An 18534-nucleotide genomic window follows, 5' to 3' on the forward strand; every position below is an offset into this window, starting at 1 on the left:
CGATTGGAGTCTAGAATGGCTAAGATAGAACAACGATTTGATTACGTAAAGATTGGGTTAGCTTCACCAGAAAGAATTCGACAATGGGGAGAGAGAACTTTACCCAATGGTCAGCTTACAGGCGAAATCGTGAAACCAGAAACCATAAATTACAGAACATTAAAACCGGAAATGGACGGGTTGTTTTGCGAGCGCATTTTTGGGCCTGCAAAAGATTGGGAATGTCATTGTGGTAAGTACAAAAGAGTGCGTCATAGAGGCATTGTTTGCGAGAGATGCGGTGTGGAAGTCACTGAATCTCGTGTCCGCCGCCACCGCATGGGATTTATCAAATTAGCAGCTCCAGTGGCTCACGTTTGGTATCTCAAAGGCATCCCCAGTTACATGGCAATTCTGTTAGATATGCCCCTGCGAGATGTCGAACAAATTGTCTATTTCAATGCCTATGTTGTGCTGAATGCTGGTAATGCTGAAAAGCTCCAATACAAGCAATTGCTCACCGAAGATGCTTGGCTGGAAATAGAAGATGAACTTTACAGCGAAGATTCCACGCTGACAGGCGTAGAAGTAGGCATTGGTGCGGAAGCTTTGCAAGTTTTGCTGCAAAATATTCCGCTAGAAAGCGAAGCGGAAAAGCTGCGGGAAGATATTGCTAATGCTAAAGGTCAAAAACGCGCGAAGTTAATTAAACGTTTGCGGGTAATTGACAACTTTATCGCTACGGGTTCTCATCCCGATTGGATGGTACTCAATGTGATTCCGGTGATTCCCCCAGACTTGCGGCCGATGGTACAGCTAGACGGTGGACGTTTTGCAACCAGTGACCTTAATGACCTTTATCGGAGAGTTATTAACCGCAATAATCGCTTGGCCAGATTGCAAGAAATTCTGGCGCCGGAAATTATCATTCGCAACGAAAAGCGGATGTTACAAGAGGCTGTGGATGCGCTAATTGATAACGGCCGCCGTGGCCGGACTGTGGTGGGCGCAAACAACCGTCCGCTGAAGTCGCTGTCGGACATTATTGAAGGGAAACAAGGTCGTTTCCGGCAAAACTTGCTGGGTAAACGGGTTGACTACTCTGGACGTTCGGTAATTGTGGTGGGGCCGAAACTGAAGATTCATCAGTGCGGTTTACCGAGGGAAATGGCGATCGAGCTTTTCCAGCCCTTCGTCATCCACCGCCTGATCCGCCAAGGACTCGTCAACAACATCAAAGCAGCCAAAAAACTGATTCAACGCAACGATCCCAGCGTTTGGGACGTGCTGCAAGAGGTAATTGAAGGACACCCTGTCATGCTGAACCGGGCCCCGACGCTGCACCGTTTGGGGATTCAAGCCTTTGAGCCGATTTTGGTGGACGGGAGGGCGATTCAGCTTCACCCGCTAGTCTGTCCGGCTTTTAACGCTGACTTTGACGGCGACCAAATGGCGGTACACGTGCCTTTGTCTCTGGAATCTCAGGCTGAAGCGCGCTTGCTGATGTTGGCTTCTAATAACATTATGTCGCCGGCAACTGGAAGACCGATCGTCACTCCTTCTCAAGATATGGTGCTCGGTTGCTATTACTTGACAGCCGACAATCCTAACGGTCAAAAAGGAGCAGGTCATTACTTCTCTAATCTTAATGATGCGGTTGTAGCTTACGAACAAGGAGTCGTGGACTTGCACTCCTACGTGTGGGTGAGGTTTCAAGGCGCGATCGAAAACACAGAACCCGAAGGTGAACCGCTGAAGGTGGAGCGATCGACTGACGGTACTGTGACGAAAGAATACAAGTTCCGCCGCGTTCGGGAAGATGCAGAGGGTAAGAGGATCAATCAGTTTATTCGGACTACTCCGGGCAGGATTATTTATCACCAAACGATCGAATCGGTAATTAACAATTAGGAATTGGGTAATTGTTCAACAGTTGACAGTTGACAGTTGACAGTTGACAGTTTGAGAGCGACCTTTACCTAGAAGGAAGAGGATTGGAGTAATGAATAGTCTGATTTTAATTTCTCCCTCAAAGACTTGGGGCTTTCAACCAATTCTTTCTGGTAATTGGTAATTGGTAAGTCCTAAAGGCGAAAAAAATGAGGTGCGACTTAGCGGCAAGGTAGACAAAGCAAACCCTAAATATCGATGTTAGGCTGCTGAAATTCTATTAATTACCAATGACCAATGACCAATGACTAATGACAAGGTTCGCGAGCTCTTAAGCTCGCACTTCTGACCAATGACTAATGACAAGGTTCGCGAGCTCTTAAGCTCGCACTTCTGACCAATGACTAAATTACTAACAGCAGAAAAATGACAGAAAATAAGGAAAATAAGGAAATTGTTTTTCGCAATCGAGTTGTTGACAAAGGTCAGCTCAAAAAATTAATCTCTTGGTCATTCATGAACTATGGAACGGCCCGCACGGCGCAAATGGCCGACAAACTCAAAGACTTGGGTTTTCGGTTTGCGACCAGAGCGGGAGTTTCAATTAGCGTAGACGACCTGCAAGTACCGCCAATCAAACGACAACTGCTCGAAGCAGCCGAAGAAGAAATCCGAATCACCGAACAAAAATACACTAGGGGCGAAATCACCGAAGTCGAACGCTTCCAAAAAGTAATCGACACCTGGAACAGCACCTCAGAAGACCTCAAAGACGAAGTAGTCAAAAACTTTCGAGCCACAGACCCGCTCAACTCGGTGTACATGATGGCCTTCTCCGGCGCCCGGGGGAACATCTCCCAAGTGCGGCAGCTCGTCGGAATGCGCGGATTGATGGCAGACCCCCAAGGGGAAATCATCGACTTGCCAATTAAAACCAACTTCCGCGAAGGACTCACCGTTACCGAGTACATCATTTCGTCCTACGGAGCCCGCAAAGGCTTAGTAGATACCGCCCTCCGCACCGCCGACTCGGGCTACCTGACTCGTCGATTAGTCGATGTATCCCAAGATGTCATCGTGCGCGAAGTAGACTGTGGCACCCAACGCGGGATTCGTGTCCGCCCCATGACCGACGGTGCGACCGTGCTCATCCCCCTGAAAGATCGGCTGCTGGGGCGGGTGTTGGCCCGAGATGTGGTCAATCCCAAAACCAAAGAAATCGTGACTTTTGAGAACGAAAGAGCCGCCCGCAACCAGCCGATTACAGAAGAATTGGCAGGGGAAATCGGTAAGTCTGGAGTGCCAGAAGTTTATTTACGATCGCCCCTAACTTGCGAAGCCACCCGTTCCGTTTGCCAGTGCTGCTACGGTTGGAGCCTCGCCCACCTGAAAATGGTGGACATGGGAGAAGCGATCGGGATTATCGCCGCCCAGTCGATCGGGGAACCAGGAACCCAGCTCACCATGCGTACCTTCCACACAGGCGGCGTATTTACTGGAGAAGTCGCCAAACAAGAACGCGCACCATTTCCCGGCGTCGCCAAGTTTAAGAACTTACGCACCCGCGCCTTCCGTACCAGACACGGTGAAGAAGCCCTCGTCGCCGAAAACAACGGCAAACTCGTATTCGAGGGCGAAGGCTACGAAGAAGGCAAATCCGGCGCCAAAAATCAGAAGCTGAAAGTAGAATTCGCGATCGTCCAAGGTTCGACCCTGATGGTCAAAGACGGACAGCGCGCCATCCCCGGTCAAGTTTTGGCAGAAGTGCCGATCGTCGGACGCGCCGCCCGCAAAACCACCGAAAAAGTCACAACAGACGTAGCCTCCGACTTGGCCGGCGAAGCCAAATTTGCCGACTTAGTACCAGAAGAAAAAACCGACCGTCAAGGCAATACCACCCGCACCGCCAGCAGAGGCGGACTGATTTGGATTCTCTCGGGTGAAGTCTACAACTTGCTCCCGGGTGCCGAACCAGCAGTCAAAAATGGCGATCGCATCGCAGCCAACAGCGTCATCGCCGAAACCAAACTCGTCTCCGAACACGGCGGCGTAGTCCGCATCGCCGACGAGCGAGAAATCGAAATCATCACCGCTCAAGTGCTGCTAGACCAAGCCATCGTCCGCGCCGAAAGCGCCGGCGGCCGCGAACACTACATCATCGAAACCGCCTCCAACCAAAGGTTTTCGCTCAAAACAGCACCAGGAAGCAAAGTCATCAACGGCGAAGTCGTCGCAGAACTGCTCGACGACAGCTACCGCACCGCCACCGGAGGCATCGTCAAATACGCCGGAGTCGAAGTCCACAAGCGCGGCAAAGCCAAACTCGGCTACGAAGTCGTCAAAGGCGGCACCCTGCTGTGGATTCCCGAAGAATGCCACGAAGTCAACAAAGACATCTCCCTACTCCTAGTAGAAGACGGCCAGTACGTCGAAGCCGGCACCGAAGTCGTCAAAGATATTTTCTGCCAAACCAGCGGTGCGGTAGAAGTTACCCAGAAAAACGACATCCTCCGGGAAATCGTCATCAAGCCTGGAACCCTGCACTCGGTCGATCGCCCGCCGCTCACTTACGGCGAAGGTCAAATAGTCAGTGCCGGTCAAGAAATCTTCCCCGGCTTAATTGCCGAAGAATTGGGCTATGCCGAATACATCGAAACCCCCGAAGGCCCAGCATTGCTGCTGCGCCCCGTAGTCGAGTACCCCGTACCCGACAAACCACCCATACCTTCCCAAACAGCCCTCAACGAGTCGATCGCCCTCAAAGCAGTCCAACGCCTCCCCTACAAAGACGGAGAGCGCGTCAAATCAGTCGAAGGACTCGAACTGCTGCGGACTCAGCTCATCTTAGAAATTGGTTCCGGCGCGCCGCAACTGGCAGCAGATATCGAACTCCTGCCCGACGATGGGGACGCCTTAGCTTTTGGAGCCGACGGTTCCGGCCCAGCTTGGGTTGGCTCAGAAGCGGCGGTGGCGTCGCAAGAACTAGCTCTCGTCGAAGGCGAAGAAGTCCCAGCGCCTTCTCGGATTTTCCGCTTGCAGTTAGTGATTTTGGAATCGCTGGTAATTCGGCGGGACGTATCGGCAGATCCCACCCAAGGCAGCACCCACACCAGACTATTGGTAGAAGACGGACAGTCGATCGCCCCCAGCGCAGTAGTCGCCCGCACCGAGATTCTCTGCAAAGAAGCCGGCATCGTCCGGGGCATCCGCGAAGGACAGGGCGAACCCATCCGCCGGTTGTTAGTCATGCGGGATGCCGATTCAGTCACAGTTTCAGTAGCGGGTACGCCCGAGGTGAGTCCCGGTCAATTACTCGTAGCCGGTACAGAAGTAGCGCCGGGAGTAATTCTGGAAGAGTCCGGTCAAGTCGTGAAAGTTATACCAACCTCCAATGACGGAGAAGAAGCCAAAATAGTATTGCGCGTAGCCCGTCCCTACCGAGTTTCCGGGGGTGCGGTGCTCCACGTAGACGACGGCGACTTGGTGCAACGCGGCGACAACTTAGTCATCCTCGTATTCGAGCGAGCCAAAACTGGGGACATCATTCAAGGTTTACCCCGGATTGAGGAATTGCTCGAAGGGCGGAAACCGAAGGAAGCTTGCATTTTAGCCAAGCGCCCGGGGACAGCTCAGGTAGTCACCGACGATGATGTGGTGGAACTCGCCGTAGTCGAGGATGACGGCCGAATCGAGCAATATCCTTTATTACCAGGCCAAAACCCGATCGTCTCCGACGGACAGCGCGTTGGCGTCGCCGAAGCCTTAACCGACGGCCCCGCCAACCCCCACGAAATTCTCGAAGTATTTTTCCAAGTCCTCAAAGAGCGCCAACCTACCTTCGAGGCCGCTTTGGAGAGTTTCCAGCAGGTGCAGACTTTCCTCGTCAACGAAGTGCAATCGGTGTACCAGTCTCAAGGCGTGGATATTTCCGACAAACACATCGAAGTAATCGTCCGCCAGATGACCAACAAAGTCCGCATGGAGGACGGCGGCGACACCACCATGCTCCCCGGCGAGTTGGTCGAACTGCGGCAAGTCGAACAGGTGAACGAAGCCATGTCGATTACTGGCGGCGCCCCCGCCGACTACACCCCGGTGCTGCTGGGGATTACCAAAGCTTCGCTCAATACCGACAGCTTTATTTCCGCAGCTTCCTTCCAAGAAACCACAAGGGTGCTCACCGAAGCTGCGATCGAAGGCAAATCCGACTGGCTGCGCGGCCTCAAGGAAAACGTGATCATCGGCCGCCTGATTCCTGCTGGAACTGGATTCAATGCCTACGAGGATGCCAGCGTTCAGGATGCCGGTTTTGAGGGTGCCGTGTTTGACGACGACATCCAGGATTTGCAGGAAGATGTCGTGTTGGACGATCGTACTGCCCGCCGCAAGTATACGATCGAGAGTCCTTTTGATGTCGCCCGCACCCCTGACATTGAATCCGATGAGGATTTTGAGGAAGTTGAGGTTGATGAGGACGATTTTGTCCCTGATACTGATGATGATTCCTTAGGCGCGATCGCCGATGATGATGATGATATCGGTTACGACTTCGACGAGGACGAAGACTAAAACGAGTGTTTTGAGATAGATTGCCGCGCAGCCAGCGATCCTGAACTGCGCGGCAATTTTTGAGAGATCCTCCCAACCAACAGGCGCAAGCGTTGGTTGAAAAATCTTAAATTTTTGGTTTCAAAACTTAAAATTCAAAATTCACAGGCGAAAGTGCGATCGGCACATCAAATCGCCCGAAAAAAGAAGGCAGAAGATATTCAGCCGCAGGCATAAATCAGAATTCATTGACACTCTCAGCGCTAAAGCGACTGAGATTCTTAAGACATTGCGGCCTTAATATCCTGATTGCTCAGGTTCCCAAACTCACCACGTTTGCTCTGCGAGCGTGGTGATATTTTTTGGGCGTTTAGGTGTTGAGCACCTAGTTTCGCGTCCTGGCCCACGTACCATTCTCAAAGCTCGATCTCTAATCGTTTTTGCAGCGCCAATATCGGCGTGTTCGTGATATCCGCACTCAACACAGATGAATTTTTCTCCATCTCTGTTGGATTTATCGATCTGACTGCAATTCCTGCATTCCTGACTAGAGTGTTTAGGATTAACTTTGATTACGATTTTTCCTTGCTTTGCAGCCAGATACTCAATCTTTAATCCCAAATCGCCCCAACCTGCATCAGACATAGCGCGATTCAATCCCTTTTTTCTGGATTGCCCATTCTTCAGAAACCTCCCAGTTTTCTCGTCACTTTTTACTTTACATCGGCGCATCATCCCTGAAATATTTAAATCTTCTGTGGCAATTACATCAACGTTACGAGATACTATTAAATTTGCAGTTTTCCATTGATATGCTTGACGCTTATCGCTAATCTTTTGATGGAAATTCCCAACTTTAATAGCTGCTTTTTTGCGATTTTTACTACCCTTAATTTTGCGACTAACCCGTCTCTGTCTGATTTTTAGAGTCCGCTTAGCTTTTTTGTTCGTCGAAAACTTGGGATTTTTGATTTGGTATCCATCAGAAAGGTGAACCAGTTTAGTGATTCCTAGGTCGCAACCTATTACTTTGGGGTTATCGCCAACAGGAGTAGCGCTGTATTCAGGTACAGATTTATCCTCTATTCTAATAGAAACATACCAGCCATTCTGGCGTTTTCTAACCGCGCAAGCCTTGATGGTAAACCCATCTGGGATTGAGCGAGAGTTGTAAAACCGCATCCAACCCAGTTTGGGTAGGTAAATTTTATTACCCTTGATTTTTACTCCCATCACGAAAGTAAAAGATGTGAAGTTGCTGCGGTTTTTAAATTTAGGAAATCCCCTACCTTCAAAGAAGTTTTTGTAGGCAATGTCTAAGCGTTTAACATTCTGTTGTAAAACTGTTGAGTCAATTCCACTATACCAAGGTCTAGCCATTTTTAACTCAGGTAATGCTGTAATCTGAATGTCACCAGCACTTCGACGAGGATTTCTAGCTTTGCCTTCTTTGTCAGACTTAGAATCTTTCCAAGGATTTCCGGTTGCGCCACTTTTACTTACGAAGCAGGTCAATGGTGAAGCTTCGCCTTTCGTTCTAATGTCACAGTAATTGCCTTGGATAAACTGCTGGCTGTACTGACAGATTCTGTCATTTAAGCACCAATTATACTGGCTTCGCAGCATATCTATCCAAGCAGACATTTTTGATGATTGTGTTTGATTGGGTCGCAACTTATAAACATAGTTTATTATCAATCTAGTTCACCTCCCTGGCTTGTATTTTAACATCTTTCTTTGGTTTTAAGTATTAAGAATCAAAAAAGATTCACGGCGGTTGAAACCGCCCGTGTCGCTTGCATCTCAGGTCTAAAGACACTGAGTTTTCCGCTTACCGAATGTTTTTTTATAAAACTTGAAAATTAAAATTTTTAATTGTTTGAATCAAACTATAAATAAAATTATTTCTTCCTTATAATACCAATTTTCAAAATTAATACAACATTAGTTGTAGGCTGTGGATCCACGAAAAATTCGTAGCTATATATCGACAATTTGACAGAGCCGCACCTGACCACAATGGTACAAGCGACCAAACAAAACATTTATTATGTCGCAATCTTTTGTCAAAATGGTATTATAAACACGCTCGCATTATTCAAGCCAGTCTGCGAAAATAACTATTTGTTCTGATGTGGGTTTAAGCACGAATTCGTAGGTTAGATTGAACACTAGGTCTTTAAGAAATATCAAGACTTTTCTTAAAAAGTCGATCAAATAAAAGCCGTCCTAGAAGGACGGGGCTGAAGAAGCCAAGTTTTCGGTAAAAGACCGCTAACCCAAGCGTATTAAACTACAAACTTCGTGGCTTCCCTCCGTTACATTTGTTACATCCGACAGCCGACGAATCCGTTGCTGAACTTCCTGCTTCAAATATGGTTCGCTTACTCAGGGAGCAAAGCCTTGATCCGATCGACAAACTCTTGATGGTCTACTACGGGTTTAGAGATGTAACCGTCGGCACCGCTTTGATCCAGAAAAGTTTCTCTATCACCGGCCATCGCGTGAGCCGTCACCAATATAATCGGCAGCGAGGCGGTTTGCGGGTCAGCTTTCAGCAGTTGAGTAATCTTAATGCCGTCAACAGATTTTCCCTGGTACACGCTGCGCGAAAGAGACACGTCCATTAAAATCAAATCAGCTTGGCCGGCCGCAGCAATCTGCATCACCTCTTCAACATTTTCCGTGTGCTTGACAGCTAAGCCCCCCCGCTTAGTAAGTATTTTGGAAAAAACTCGAGCATTAACCAAATCGTCCTCTACAATCAGAACGGTTTTCATAAATAAATATGGGAAGTATGGAAACTTTGCGACATGAGTCAAAAGAGGAACACGGCACGAGGATTAGATTCCCCGTCAAAAATGCAGAGTTTTTAGCGCCATCAGCCGGGAACCCTGCAAAACCCGCATATATTCCTTGAGCGACTACCGTGAGAGGGTGTACAGATGCCCAGAAGCATCCATTACCATCATTTAGACTACTACATACAAACAAACAGATACATTTAACCCGGTAGAAGCTGAAAATCAACCTTTACTGTGTATGGCACAATTGGTAAGATGCAATCTTACGCCTTTGTGTCGCGGATCTGTCACAGCCTTTAAAAAAAGGCTAAAAGTGCCATTCATATCACGCCCGATGCCATGACCGCAAGAAGGACAAACTGTTGGTTACCTTCTAACTTTTTGTGGTTCTGTCCATACTTTGAACAGGTTTTAGATGTATATTCTTCAGTCAGTCTGCTACAATACATCCGCGCTTAGATGCGGAAATGCTTTAACGTAAAATAGGGTGAACCTATTGATATTACTACAATCTACCACAGTCTACTAGAATATTTCAAATAATTGTCTACCTTAGATAGAGTGTTTAGTTGTTTTTTAGAACTAGACCTGACACTGACGCTCGTCTCACGATCCCCCGGTAGCAAGTTTTTAGTAACCTGTTGTCGATTTAAATTGTATATTTGAATTCTCTATTCCCCTTCACGGTTACATTTTCTCCCCGACGACCGAGAATCTCCCTCTCTCCCCCGAATATCGCAGACAATTTCGGGATTGCTACTGCTTATCCTCTCTTGTGGTCAGGACTCCAACTTGTACCATTTTAGATTTTAGATTTTAGACTGGGGACGATCGCTCGGATAGGGGTATGAAGGTGGACTGAGGTTGAGGGCAGTTCCATTACTTTTTGTAACTGCTATGGGAGTCCCGGAGCCTTGACAATTATTTTCTTTCTTGCTCTTAGAGTCAAGCAATGTTGATTGACCTACTCGGGCCTTCCCATTCGGATCGGAGTACCCAATATAGCGGGGATGGTTGGGGATTCGCCATTCTCAGTTTTGACCGCTATCGAGCTGGTGTCAGAGGCTTGAGAGTTCGCCCGGATAGATTTGACCCGGCTGAATTCTGAACGATCGGCCTTTGTGAGCGATTATAAGGAAAAGTATGACTGTGAATCAACCTTCTCGCGGCGGCGGGTAAATAGACAGGTAGGCACAAAGGTCGGCAACATAGAGTAGCAAAGAAGCGGAGTAATTCGAGGGAAACGGAGTAATTCGGAGTACCCTGCTACACCAGATTTCACACACACCAAGAGTGTGATAGCCGCTGGAGGGTCATGACTCAATCAATTCGGGCAAGATTCAAGCGTCAGGGGAGGAACATCGCGTAGCTTCTGAACGTGGAACACCGCACCCTGGTAACAAGCCTGTAAGCCAATCGATGCAAACATTACCAAGTCCCCAGATGCAGAAATGCAAATTCAAGCTAATTACGTTTTCCTGTTGAATCACGACAGGACGTTCCTCAACATGGTGCATCCTGCCCGTGCTAGAGAGCTGTTGACCAAACAAAAAGCAGCGGTGTACAGATCATATCCGTTTGCGATCGTCCTCAAGCAACAGATTCTCAATCCCACACTCAAACCCTATCGGCTCAAAATAGATCCAGGTTCTAAATGGACGGGTTTCGCCATTCAATGCGGTGAAGATATTGTCTTCGGCATGGAACTAAAGCATCGAGGATTGCAAATCAGCGCTGACCTCAAACAACGGGCTAGCGTGCGAGGCTCGCGGCGTTCGCGCAATCTTAGATATCGAGCAAAGCGTTTTAATCGAAAGCAGCCTACAGGATGGTTAGCCCCCAGCTTGCGACATAGAATTCAAACGGTAGAAACTTGGATTAAGCGATTCATGCGCTACAGTCCCATCACTGAGATTGAGATTGAGCAAGTCCGGTTTGACACACAACTGATGCAGAATCCTGAGATTAGTGGAGTGCAATATCAAGCGGGTGAACTGGCTGGCTATGAGGTGAAGCAATATCTACTAGAAAAGTGGGAACAAAAATGCTCGTACTGCGGTGCAACCGATACCCCCCTGGAAGTAGAACACATTCAGGCTAAATCAAAAGGTCGGTCAAACCGAGTCAGCAACCTTGCTCTTTCCTGTGTTCCGTGCAACCAGAAGAAGGGGAATCGCGATATCCAAGATTTCCTTTCGGGCAAACCCGACCTGCTACAACGTATTCTTGCACAAGCCAAGCAACCCCTTAAAGATGCAGCAGCAGTGAATTCAACCCGTTTTGCCATTGTCAGGATGGCAAAAGAGCTATGCGACACGGTGAAGTGTTGGACGGGCGGCAGAACTAAATTCAACCGCACTCAACAGGGCTTAGAGAAGTCACACAGCATTGATGCCGCCTGTGTCGGGAAATCTGGTCGCTCGATTCAATTGAGAACAACTCAGCCTCTGATTGTCACGTGTTTTGGGCACGGCACAAGGCAGGAAATACGAGTCAACAAACACGGGTTCCCAGCAGTGAAAAATACACGAGTACGATACAAGCACGTCAAAACAGGCGATACAGTTAAGTTCACGCTGGATACTGACCGCAAGAATTCACGAGCCGGAACCTATACGGCGCGAGTGAAAACACCTACTGCAAAGGGTTTTGAGGTTTTAATTAATCAGTTTCGTATTGGAGTTTCTACCATAAAAAACGTGAAGTTTATTCACCGACAGGACGGCTACTCATATCGATTTTAGTTCACTCCGTTTCACCCCAGAATACTCCGATATTCTGCTATCTAGTAATTAGACATAAGGACTCATGGCTAAACAACTCAACCTACTTTCCGGGCAAGTAATTTCTACGCCTCTGCACGCCGAGATGCAGCAATCGTACCTCGAATATGCCATGAGTGTGATCGTCGGGCGAGCTTTGCCTGATGTCCGCGACGGTTTAAAACCTGTGCACCGTCGAATTTTGTACGCGATGCACGAACTCGGTTTGACACCAGACCGACCTTACCGCAAGTGCGCCCGGGTAGTTGGAGATGTTTTGGGAAAATATCACCCCCACGGCGACCAATCGGTTTACGACGCTCTGGTGCGAATGGCTCAGGAGTTTTCGAGCCGCTATCCTTTGCTGGCGGGTCACGGCAATTTCGGTTCGGTGGACAATGACCCTGCTGCTGCGATGCGCTACACGGAAACTAGGCTGGCATCGATCGCCCACGAAGCCATGCTAACCCAAGTCGGTGACGCAACTGTTGATTTTACTAATAACTTTGACAGTTCGCAGCAGGAACCGACGGCGCTCCCTGCTCAGTTGCCGTTTCTGTTGCTCAACGGTTGTACTGGCATTGCTGTCGGGATGGCTACTAATATCCCGCCGCACAATTTGGGCGAGGTGGTAGACGGTTTAATTGCTTTGATTGAAAATCCGGAGATCTCGGATGAGAAGTTGATCGAACTAATTCCGGGCCCAGATTTCCCGACCGGAGGGGAAATCGTCTCTACAGAGGGCATTTTTGATGCCTACACTAAGGGTCGAGGTAGCATTGCGGTCAGGGGTATAGCTGGGGTGGAAGAAGTGCCTGGGAATCGCAAGGTACGAACTAAAACGGCGATCGTCGTGACGGAGTTTCCGTTTCAGGTAAATAAGGCAGCTTGGATTGAAAAGGTGGCGGAGTTGGTGAATGCCGGCCGCCTCGACGGTATTTCTGATTTGCGTGACGAGAGCGATCGCGAAGGCATTCGAGTTGTAATTGAACTTAAACGAGAATTTACTCCAGAGGCGGTGCTGACTCGTCTTTACCAACAAACTGACCTGCAAACAAATTTTGGCGCGATTTTGCTGGCAATTGTCAACGGTCAACCCCGACAGTTGACCTTGAGACAATTGTTGCAAGAATTTCTCGATTTCCGAGAAGTGACTCTCACCCGCCGCTACAATTACGAGTTGCAGGCGGCAGAACGTCGCTGTCACATTGTCCAAGGCTTAATGTTGGCTTTGACAAATCTTGATACTGCGATCGACATTCTCAGAAATGCTCCTGACGGGACTACTGCTAAGCAAACTTTCCAAGTTCGCCTTAATCTGAGCGAAAGTCAAGCTGATGCGATTTTGGCGATGCCGATGCGTCGGCTGACTGGTATGGAAAGGCAAAATTTGCAGTCTGAGTTGGATGAGTTGATGGGGAATATTCAAGAATTGCAGCGGTTGTTGAGCGACAGGCGCGAACTTTTGAAGGCTTTAAAGAAGGAATTGCGATCGCTAAAACGCAAGTACGCTGACGAACGTCGCACTAAATTTGCCAATGGAACCGGACGCGCCAGAACTGCTCAAACACAACCGGCTGGCAAGAAAAATGCTGGTGTGAAGCCTTTGTTGCCGGCAACAATTTCACCTAATTTATTGCCCGATATTGAACCGGAGGAAACTATTGTTGAATTTTCGCACAAGCAGTACGTGAGACGATTGCCCGCTGCGGAACGCCCGCGCTCGAAAAGTCGCGAAAAATCGGTTTCAGCTTTAGAAAAAAATGAAGATTTTATTGTGACGGCAAACCTGACAAAAACCGATCGCACTTTGGTCGTCTTAATTCCTAACGGCAAAGCTTATCCGCTGAAAGTGGCTGATATTCCTAGTAGCAGCCAAAAAGACCGGGGAACGCCGATTGTTAGTTTGTTGTCGCCCAGTGCTACTAAAGAAAGTGCAGGTCGTGCTTTCTCGGAAATCACAGTTGCACACTTTATTTTGCCGGAAAATTCGGAGGCTGCGGATTTAGTAACTCTGACTCAACAAGGCAAAATTAAGCGCTTGCCGATGCAGGAATTTGCTGAGCTGACTAATCGCGGCGTGACTGTTGTTAAACTCAAGGAGGACGATCGACTGCGTAATGCTAGTCTCAGCAAAGTTGGCGACCAAGTGGTCGTCGCAACTTCGGGAGGTCGAGTCCTCCGATTTGATGTTGATGACGAACAACTGCCGCCCATGGGCCGCACCGCCCAGGGTTCTCAAGTCACCAGGTTGCGGAAGCAGGAACAGTTGGTGGGTTGTATTACGATCGACCGGGAGGACAGTCTGGTGCTAATTTCGGAGTTGGGTTGGGCTAAACGAATGCCTGCGGGTTCTGTCAGGCTGACTAACCGCGGCGAAATTGGCACTCAAGCTTTTCGCTTTGCAGAGCCTAAAGATGCTTTGGTTGGATTGCTGCGGGCTGTTCCGGGTACGGATGTTAAACTTTTTACGACTGCTGGCCGCCTGCTGCGATCGACTACTGATGCTATAGCTTTTTGGGGGAAGGATGCTCCGGGCGATCGGGTTTTTGACCTCAATCCTGGTGAAAGAATTATCAAGGTTATCAGTAGTCAATAGTCAATAGTCAGTAGTCAGTAGTCAGTAGTCAGTAGTCAATAGTCAGTAGTCAGTAGTCAATAGTCAGTAGTCATTGGTAATGGGTAATTATTTGGGGAGCATCTCAGTTTTGTTTTTATAGTGCTGTCCCCGCTCGCGAGGGTTAGATCGGCAAGCGACCGGGGACGATCACACTAAAAGAAAAAATTATTTTTACAAAAATGAAATTCTCCCATTATTCTTCCCTCTTCCCTCTTCCTTCTTCCTTCTTCCTTCCTCCAAATCTAAAATCTAAAATCGTTTGATGGCGCAAGTTGTATTAGAAAATATCTACAAAAGTTTTCCCCTCCGCCAAGGAGAACAGGAAAAAGTAGCAAACAACGTCGCAGAAAGTGTCTCAACAGAGACTCCTAGCTCTTCGTCTAACACTGTTTTGCGGCGGATTAACCTGACCGTCCTCGACGGGGAATTCATGGTGTTGGTGGGGCCTTCGGGCTGCGGAAAAAGCACTTTGCTGCGATCGATCGCAGGTTTGGAAGTTTTGACAGCCGGCAATATCTGGATTGGCGATCGGCTCGTTAATGATTTACCTCCAAAAGACCGAGATATCGCTATGGTGTTTCAAAATTATGCTCTCTATCCTCACTTAACAGTCTACGATAATCTCGCCTTTGGATTGCGCCGCTCACAGAAGGAAGAAGGAAGAGGGAAGAAGGAAGAAGGAAGAGGGAAGAGGGAAGAGGGAAGAGGGAAGAGGGAAGAGGGAAGAAGGAATGAGGAAGCAGAGACAGTGACAGTGACAGAAAAAGGAAGAAGGGAGAAGGTAGAACTAATCAGGAATAAGATAGAAGAGGCGATCGATTATTTAGCTTCTAATACTGTAAGCAAAGAGCGAATATATACTTTAGGGGAGGACTTTTTAGTGGGAGCAACTCGCAAGCTTCCTCCGGGTTTGCGCTATTTGTCGGAACGGGAAAAGGCGGTAGGAGAAAGAGTTAGGGCGGTTGCTCAATTATTGCAAATAGAACCGCTTTTAAATCGCTTGCCGAAACAACTTTCGGGAGGACAAAAGCAGCGGGTGGCTTTGGGTAGGGCGATGGCTCGAAATCCTCAAGTGTTTTTGATGGACGAACCTCTATCAAATCTTGATGCGAAGTTGAGGGCGGAAACTCGATCGCAAATTGTGCAGTTGCAGCGGCAGTTGGGCACTACCACTATTTATGTGACTCACGACCAAACTGAGGCGATGACTATGGGCGATCGCATTGCGATTATGAATGCTGGCCAGCTTCAGCAAGTCGCTAAGCCTCTAGAGCTTTACAACAAGCCAGCTAATCTATTTGTGGCTGAGTTTATCGGTTCTCCGCCGATGAATTTTTTGCCCGTGCAGTTTACCGCGCCGCTGTTGATTTCTCACCCGCAGTTTCGCTTTACTTTACCCGATATTTGGGCGAAAAATCTACAAAAATATGACGGGCGAGGACTGATTTTGGGCATTCGCCCGGAACATCTCAGCATCAACCCTCCTGCTACCAAAAATCTGTCTGTACAAGTGGAAATTGTGGAGGCTTTGGGACACGAAACTTATTTGCGGGTGTGTTTGACTGACGATCCGGCTGTGCGGATGCAGGTGCGGGTGCCTCCCGAGCGATCGATCCGTGTTGGCGAGGAGCTTTGGCTGGCGATCGCCCATGACAAAATTCACTTGTTCGATCCTGATACCGAATTGGCGATTTTTCCTCGGTAGGAAACAGGAGAAAGGTCGATCGACCTTTGCGATCGATATCACGCATCACAAACTTGCATTTTTTTCAAGTAACTGTTATATTAATTAACATGAGCCTTACAAAAGTTAATGAAGGGAGTTCGCACTATGCAAGAACAAAAACGCAACGCTTGGAACTGGGGCTTCAGCGCAGGTGCTGAAAATTGGAACGGTCGTTTAGCAATGATTGGTTTCTCTGCCGCTGTCATCATTGAATTGGTTTCCGGTCAAGGCGTGCTGCACTTCTGGGGCCTGATCTAATTTTCTAGTTAAAACTTTTCAGACACTGCAAAGCTTGGGAGTTCTTTTGGGGACTCCCAAAATTTTGCCCGTGCGTTTTTAGCAGCGCAATTTTTGCAGGAGAATTTACCCGCAGCAAATAGCTAATTGCCGTCGTGCATTGAGCAGTACAATGTTTAACAGCGATCGCTCTTTTTGGGGTAGGGGGTTCCACCCCAAAAGAGCAAATCACTCTTTTGGGTGATGCGAGACAAATGCTCTAGCGGATATATTCTTTTAAGATGCTGTTACGGTTGGGATGGCGCAATTTCCGCAGGGCTTTAGCCTCGATTTGGCGAATCCTCTCGCGAGTGACGTTAAAGATTTGACCAATTTCCTCCAAGGTCTTCATCCGTCCGTCATCTAAGCCGTAACGCAGCCTCAGTACATCCCGTTCTCGGGGGCTGAGAGTGTCCAAAACGCTTTCCAAATCTTCCCTGAGCAAGTTCTTTGAGACTTGATCTTCTGGCGTTTCCCCGTCAGATTCAATAAAGTCTCCCAGACGCGAGTCTTCCTCTTTGCCGATCGGAGTTTCTAAAGAAATTGGCAACTGTGCGGATTTAGCAATAAAGCGCAACTTCTCGATGGTCATCTCCATCTTGGTGGCGATTTCTTCTTCCGTAGGCTTGCGGCCCATTTCCTGAGAAAGCAGCTTGGTAGTTTTTTTGATCCGCGAGATGGTTTCGTAAAGGTGAACCGGGAGGCGGATAGTCCGGGATTGATCGGCGATTGCTCTGGTGATGGCTTGACGTATCCACCAAGTTGCGTAGGTGGAAAACTTGTAGCCTTTTTCGTGGTCGAATTTTTCAGCAGCCCGGATTAGACCCAAAGAGCCTTCTTGAATCAAATCTTGGAAAGACAAACCGCGATTCATGTACTTTTTGGCGATCGACACCACCAAACGCAGGTTTGATTGCACCATCTTCTCCTTGGCGCGCCTACCAACGTGGAGTCGGTGACGGAATGCAGGTAGTGCCATGTCTACAGCAGTAGCCCATTCGTTGTCTTTAGGTTCGCGGTCTAACTCTTCGAGCAATTGTTCTCGAACTCGCTCCAATTCCAGCAAATCTGCAATCTTGCGGGCGAGTTCAATCTCTTCGTCTGCTCGCAACAGTCGAATCCGACCGATTTCTTGCAGGTAGAGACGAATAGAGTCTTCTGTATAATGCTTTTTCTTTGCCTGAGCCCGACGGCGGGCTTTCGCGCCTTTGCCAGCTTTAGTGTCGTCCTCCTCAGACGGGTTGTCTAGAAAATCTTCTCGATCGTCTTCTTCGTCGATAAAGAGTTCCAACTCGCTCTCAGGTAGAACGCTTTCGGCGTTCCTCAGCAACTCGATAGTTTCCATTTTGGGTGTAATTTTGGTTTCGAGTACGGTGTTAGCCTGGATCATGCCGCCTTCCTCATGCTCCTGAATTAAAGAATAAATAACAGTGGAATAGTGTCTGTTTGTAGTTTAGACAAGTTAGCCAGTATTGACATTCCCGCAGGAAGAAATCGTGGAATTTTCGGTCTGCTAAGTGAAGCAGTAACCGAAACCGCACCAATTTTATGAGTCAAAGTTCGAGCTCTGGGAAAGAAGTAGCCAGCGCATTCACTCGATCGCCGACTTTAACGTCGCAACCTCGGATTGAGCGTGCGGCTTTTTCTTGTTTGGGCTAGTTAACGCATCGTCTGCGATACCTGACCCAGAAAAGCAAACCCGGAGATGCGATCGCACCTCAAAAAATACTGGCTTTTTTACTCGGCACTTCGATGTTTTACCCGTACAAGTTTTCTGGCACGGAACCCTCTAACTTTTCTGTTATGGGTGTCCAACTTTTGATTTGCTTGCTGCTTTCACTCTGGTCGTCAGACATCACAGTTGCACGGCAAATTTTCGCCACCTTGGATGCGGGTCTGCTGCCTCAAATGTAACAGCAGAGAGTCGAA

9 protein-coding genes are annotated in these 18534 nt (G+C 48.4%); 6 read left to right on the forward strand and 3 right to left on the reverse strand.

All coding sequences use genetic code 11. From position 1 onward, the window contains the following. Window positions 1–15: 15 nt before the first annotated feature. Window positions 16–1890: a DNA-directed RNA polymerase subunit gamma gene (locus JGK36_RS05175; RefSeq protein ID WP_293178522.1), complete on the forward strand. Its 1875-nt coding sequence runs from the start codon at window positions 16–18 to the stop codon at window positions 1888–1890. Between the two features lie 405 nt (window positions 1891–2295). Beyond that, window positions 2296–6438 carry a DNA-directed RNA polymerase subunit beta'' gene (locus JGK36_RS05180; protein ID WP_293196967.1) on the forward strand — a complete coding sequence of 1381 codons (4143 nt, stop codon included), beginning with the start codon at window positions 2296–2298 and terminating at the stop codon, window positions 6436–6438. Between the two features lie 306 nt (window positions 6439–6744). Here JGK36_RS05180 and JGK36_RS05185 read toward each other — a convergent pair whose 3' ends face one another. Then, the gene (locus JGK36_RS05185) at window positions 6745–8061 is read right to left on the reverse strand and encodes a transposase (RefSeq protein WP_293189379.1); all 1317 of its coding nucleotides are present in this window, start codon (window positions 8059–8061) and stop codon (window positions 6745–6747) included. A 740-nt stretch (window positions 8062–8801) separates the two neighbouring features. After that, window positions 8802–9197, reverse strand: coding sequence for a response regulator (locus tag JGK36_RS05190; RefSeq protein ID WP_293153459.1), 396 nt, complete (start codon window positions 9195–9197; stop codon window positions 8802–8804). Between the two features lie 1475 nt (window positions 9198–10672). On the opposite strand from JGK36_RS05190, the gene iscB reads away from it, so the two are divergent. The 4 genes from iscB to JGK36_RS05210 all read left to right on the forward strand — a co-directional run bounded on the left by iscB (window position 10673) and on the right by JGK36_RS05210 (window position 16587). Continuing rightward, window positions 10673–11965, forward strand: coding sequence for an RNA-guided endonuclease IscB (gene iscB, locus JGK36_RS05195; protein WP_293196966.1), 1293 nt, complete (start codon window positions 10673–10675; stop codon window positions 11963–11965). Between the two features lie 64 nt (window positions 11966–12029). Beyond that, complete coding sequence (locus JGK36_RS05200) at window positions 12030–14582, forward strand: DNA topoisomerase (ATP-hydrolyzing) subunit A (protein ID WP_293196965.1); 2553 nt, start codon at window positions 12030–12032, stop codon at window positions 14580–14582. A 283-nt stretch (window positions 14583–14865) separates the two neighbouring features. Further along, the gene (locus JGK36_RS05205; RefSeq protein WP_293189376.1) at window positions 14866–16308 is read left to right on the forward strand and encodes an ATP-binding cassette domain-containing protein; all 1443 of its coding nucleotides are present in this window, start codon (window positions 14866–14868) and stop codon (window positions 16306–16308) included. A gap of 126 nt (window positions 16309–16434) precedes the next feature. Continuing rightward, complete coding sequence (locus JGK36_RS05210) at window positions 16435–16587, forward strand: chlorophyll A-B binding protein (RefSeq protein WP_293178506.1); 153 nt, start codon at window positions 16435–16437, stop codon at window positions 16585–16587. Window positions 16588–16825: 238 nt separating this feature from the next. On the opposite strand, the gene rpoD is transcribed toward JGK36_RS05210, so the two are convergent. Beyond that, window positions 16826–17995: an RNA polymerase sigma factor RpoD gene (gene rpoD, locus JGK36_RS05215; protein ID WP_293178503.1), complete on the reverse strand. Its 1170-nt coding sequence runs from the start codon at window positions 17993–17995 to the stop codon at window positions 16826–16828. Between the last annotated feature and the right edge of the window lie 539 nt (window positions 17996–18534).

The sequence above is a fragment of the Microcoleus sp. PH2017_35_SFW_U_B genome, assembly GCF_020737865.1.
In the GTDB taxonomy this organism is placed as follows: Bacteria; Cyanobacteriota; Cyanobacteriia; order Cyanobacteriales; family Microcoleaceae; genus Microcoleus.

Excerpts from the sequence above, each read along its gene's own strand:
- JGK36_RS05205 (WP_293189376.1), top strand. The coding sequence starts at position 14,866 with ATGGCGCAAGTTGTATTAGAAAATATCTACAAAAGTTTTCCCCTCCGC.
- JGK36_RS05190 (WP_293153459.1), bottom strand. The coding sequence starts at position 9,197 with ATGAAAACCGTTCTGATTGTAGAGGACGATTTGGTTAATGCTCGAGTT.
- JGK36_RS05175 (WP_293178522.1), top strand. The coding sequence starts at position 16 with ATGGCTAAGATAGAACAACGATTTGATTACGTAAAGATTGGGTTAGCT.
- JGK36_RS05180 (WP_293196967.1), top strand. The coding sequence starts at position 2,296 with ATGACAGAAAATAAGGAAAATAAGGAAATTGTTTTTCGCAATCGAGTT.
- JGK36_RS05210 (WP_293178506.1), top strand. The coding sequence starts at position 16,435 with ATGCAAGAACAAAAACGCAACGCTTGGAACTGGGGCTTCAGCGCAGGT.
- iscB (WP_293196966.1), top strand. The coding sequence starts at position 10,673 with ATGCAAATTCAAGCTAATTACGTTTTCCTGTTGAATCACGACAGGACG.
- rpoD (WP_293178503.1), bottom strand. The coding sequence starts at position 17,995 with ATGATCCAGGCTAACACCGTACTCGAAACCAAAATTACACCCAAAATG.
- JGK36_RS05185 (WP_293189379.1), bottom strand. The coding sequence starts at position 8,061 with ATGTCTGCTTGGATAGATATGCTGCGAAGCCAGTATAATTGGTGCTTA.
- JGK36_RS05200 (WP_293196965.1), top strand. The coding sequence starts at position 12,030 with ATGGCTAAACAACTCAACCTACTTTCCGGGCAAGTAATTTCTACGCCT.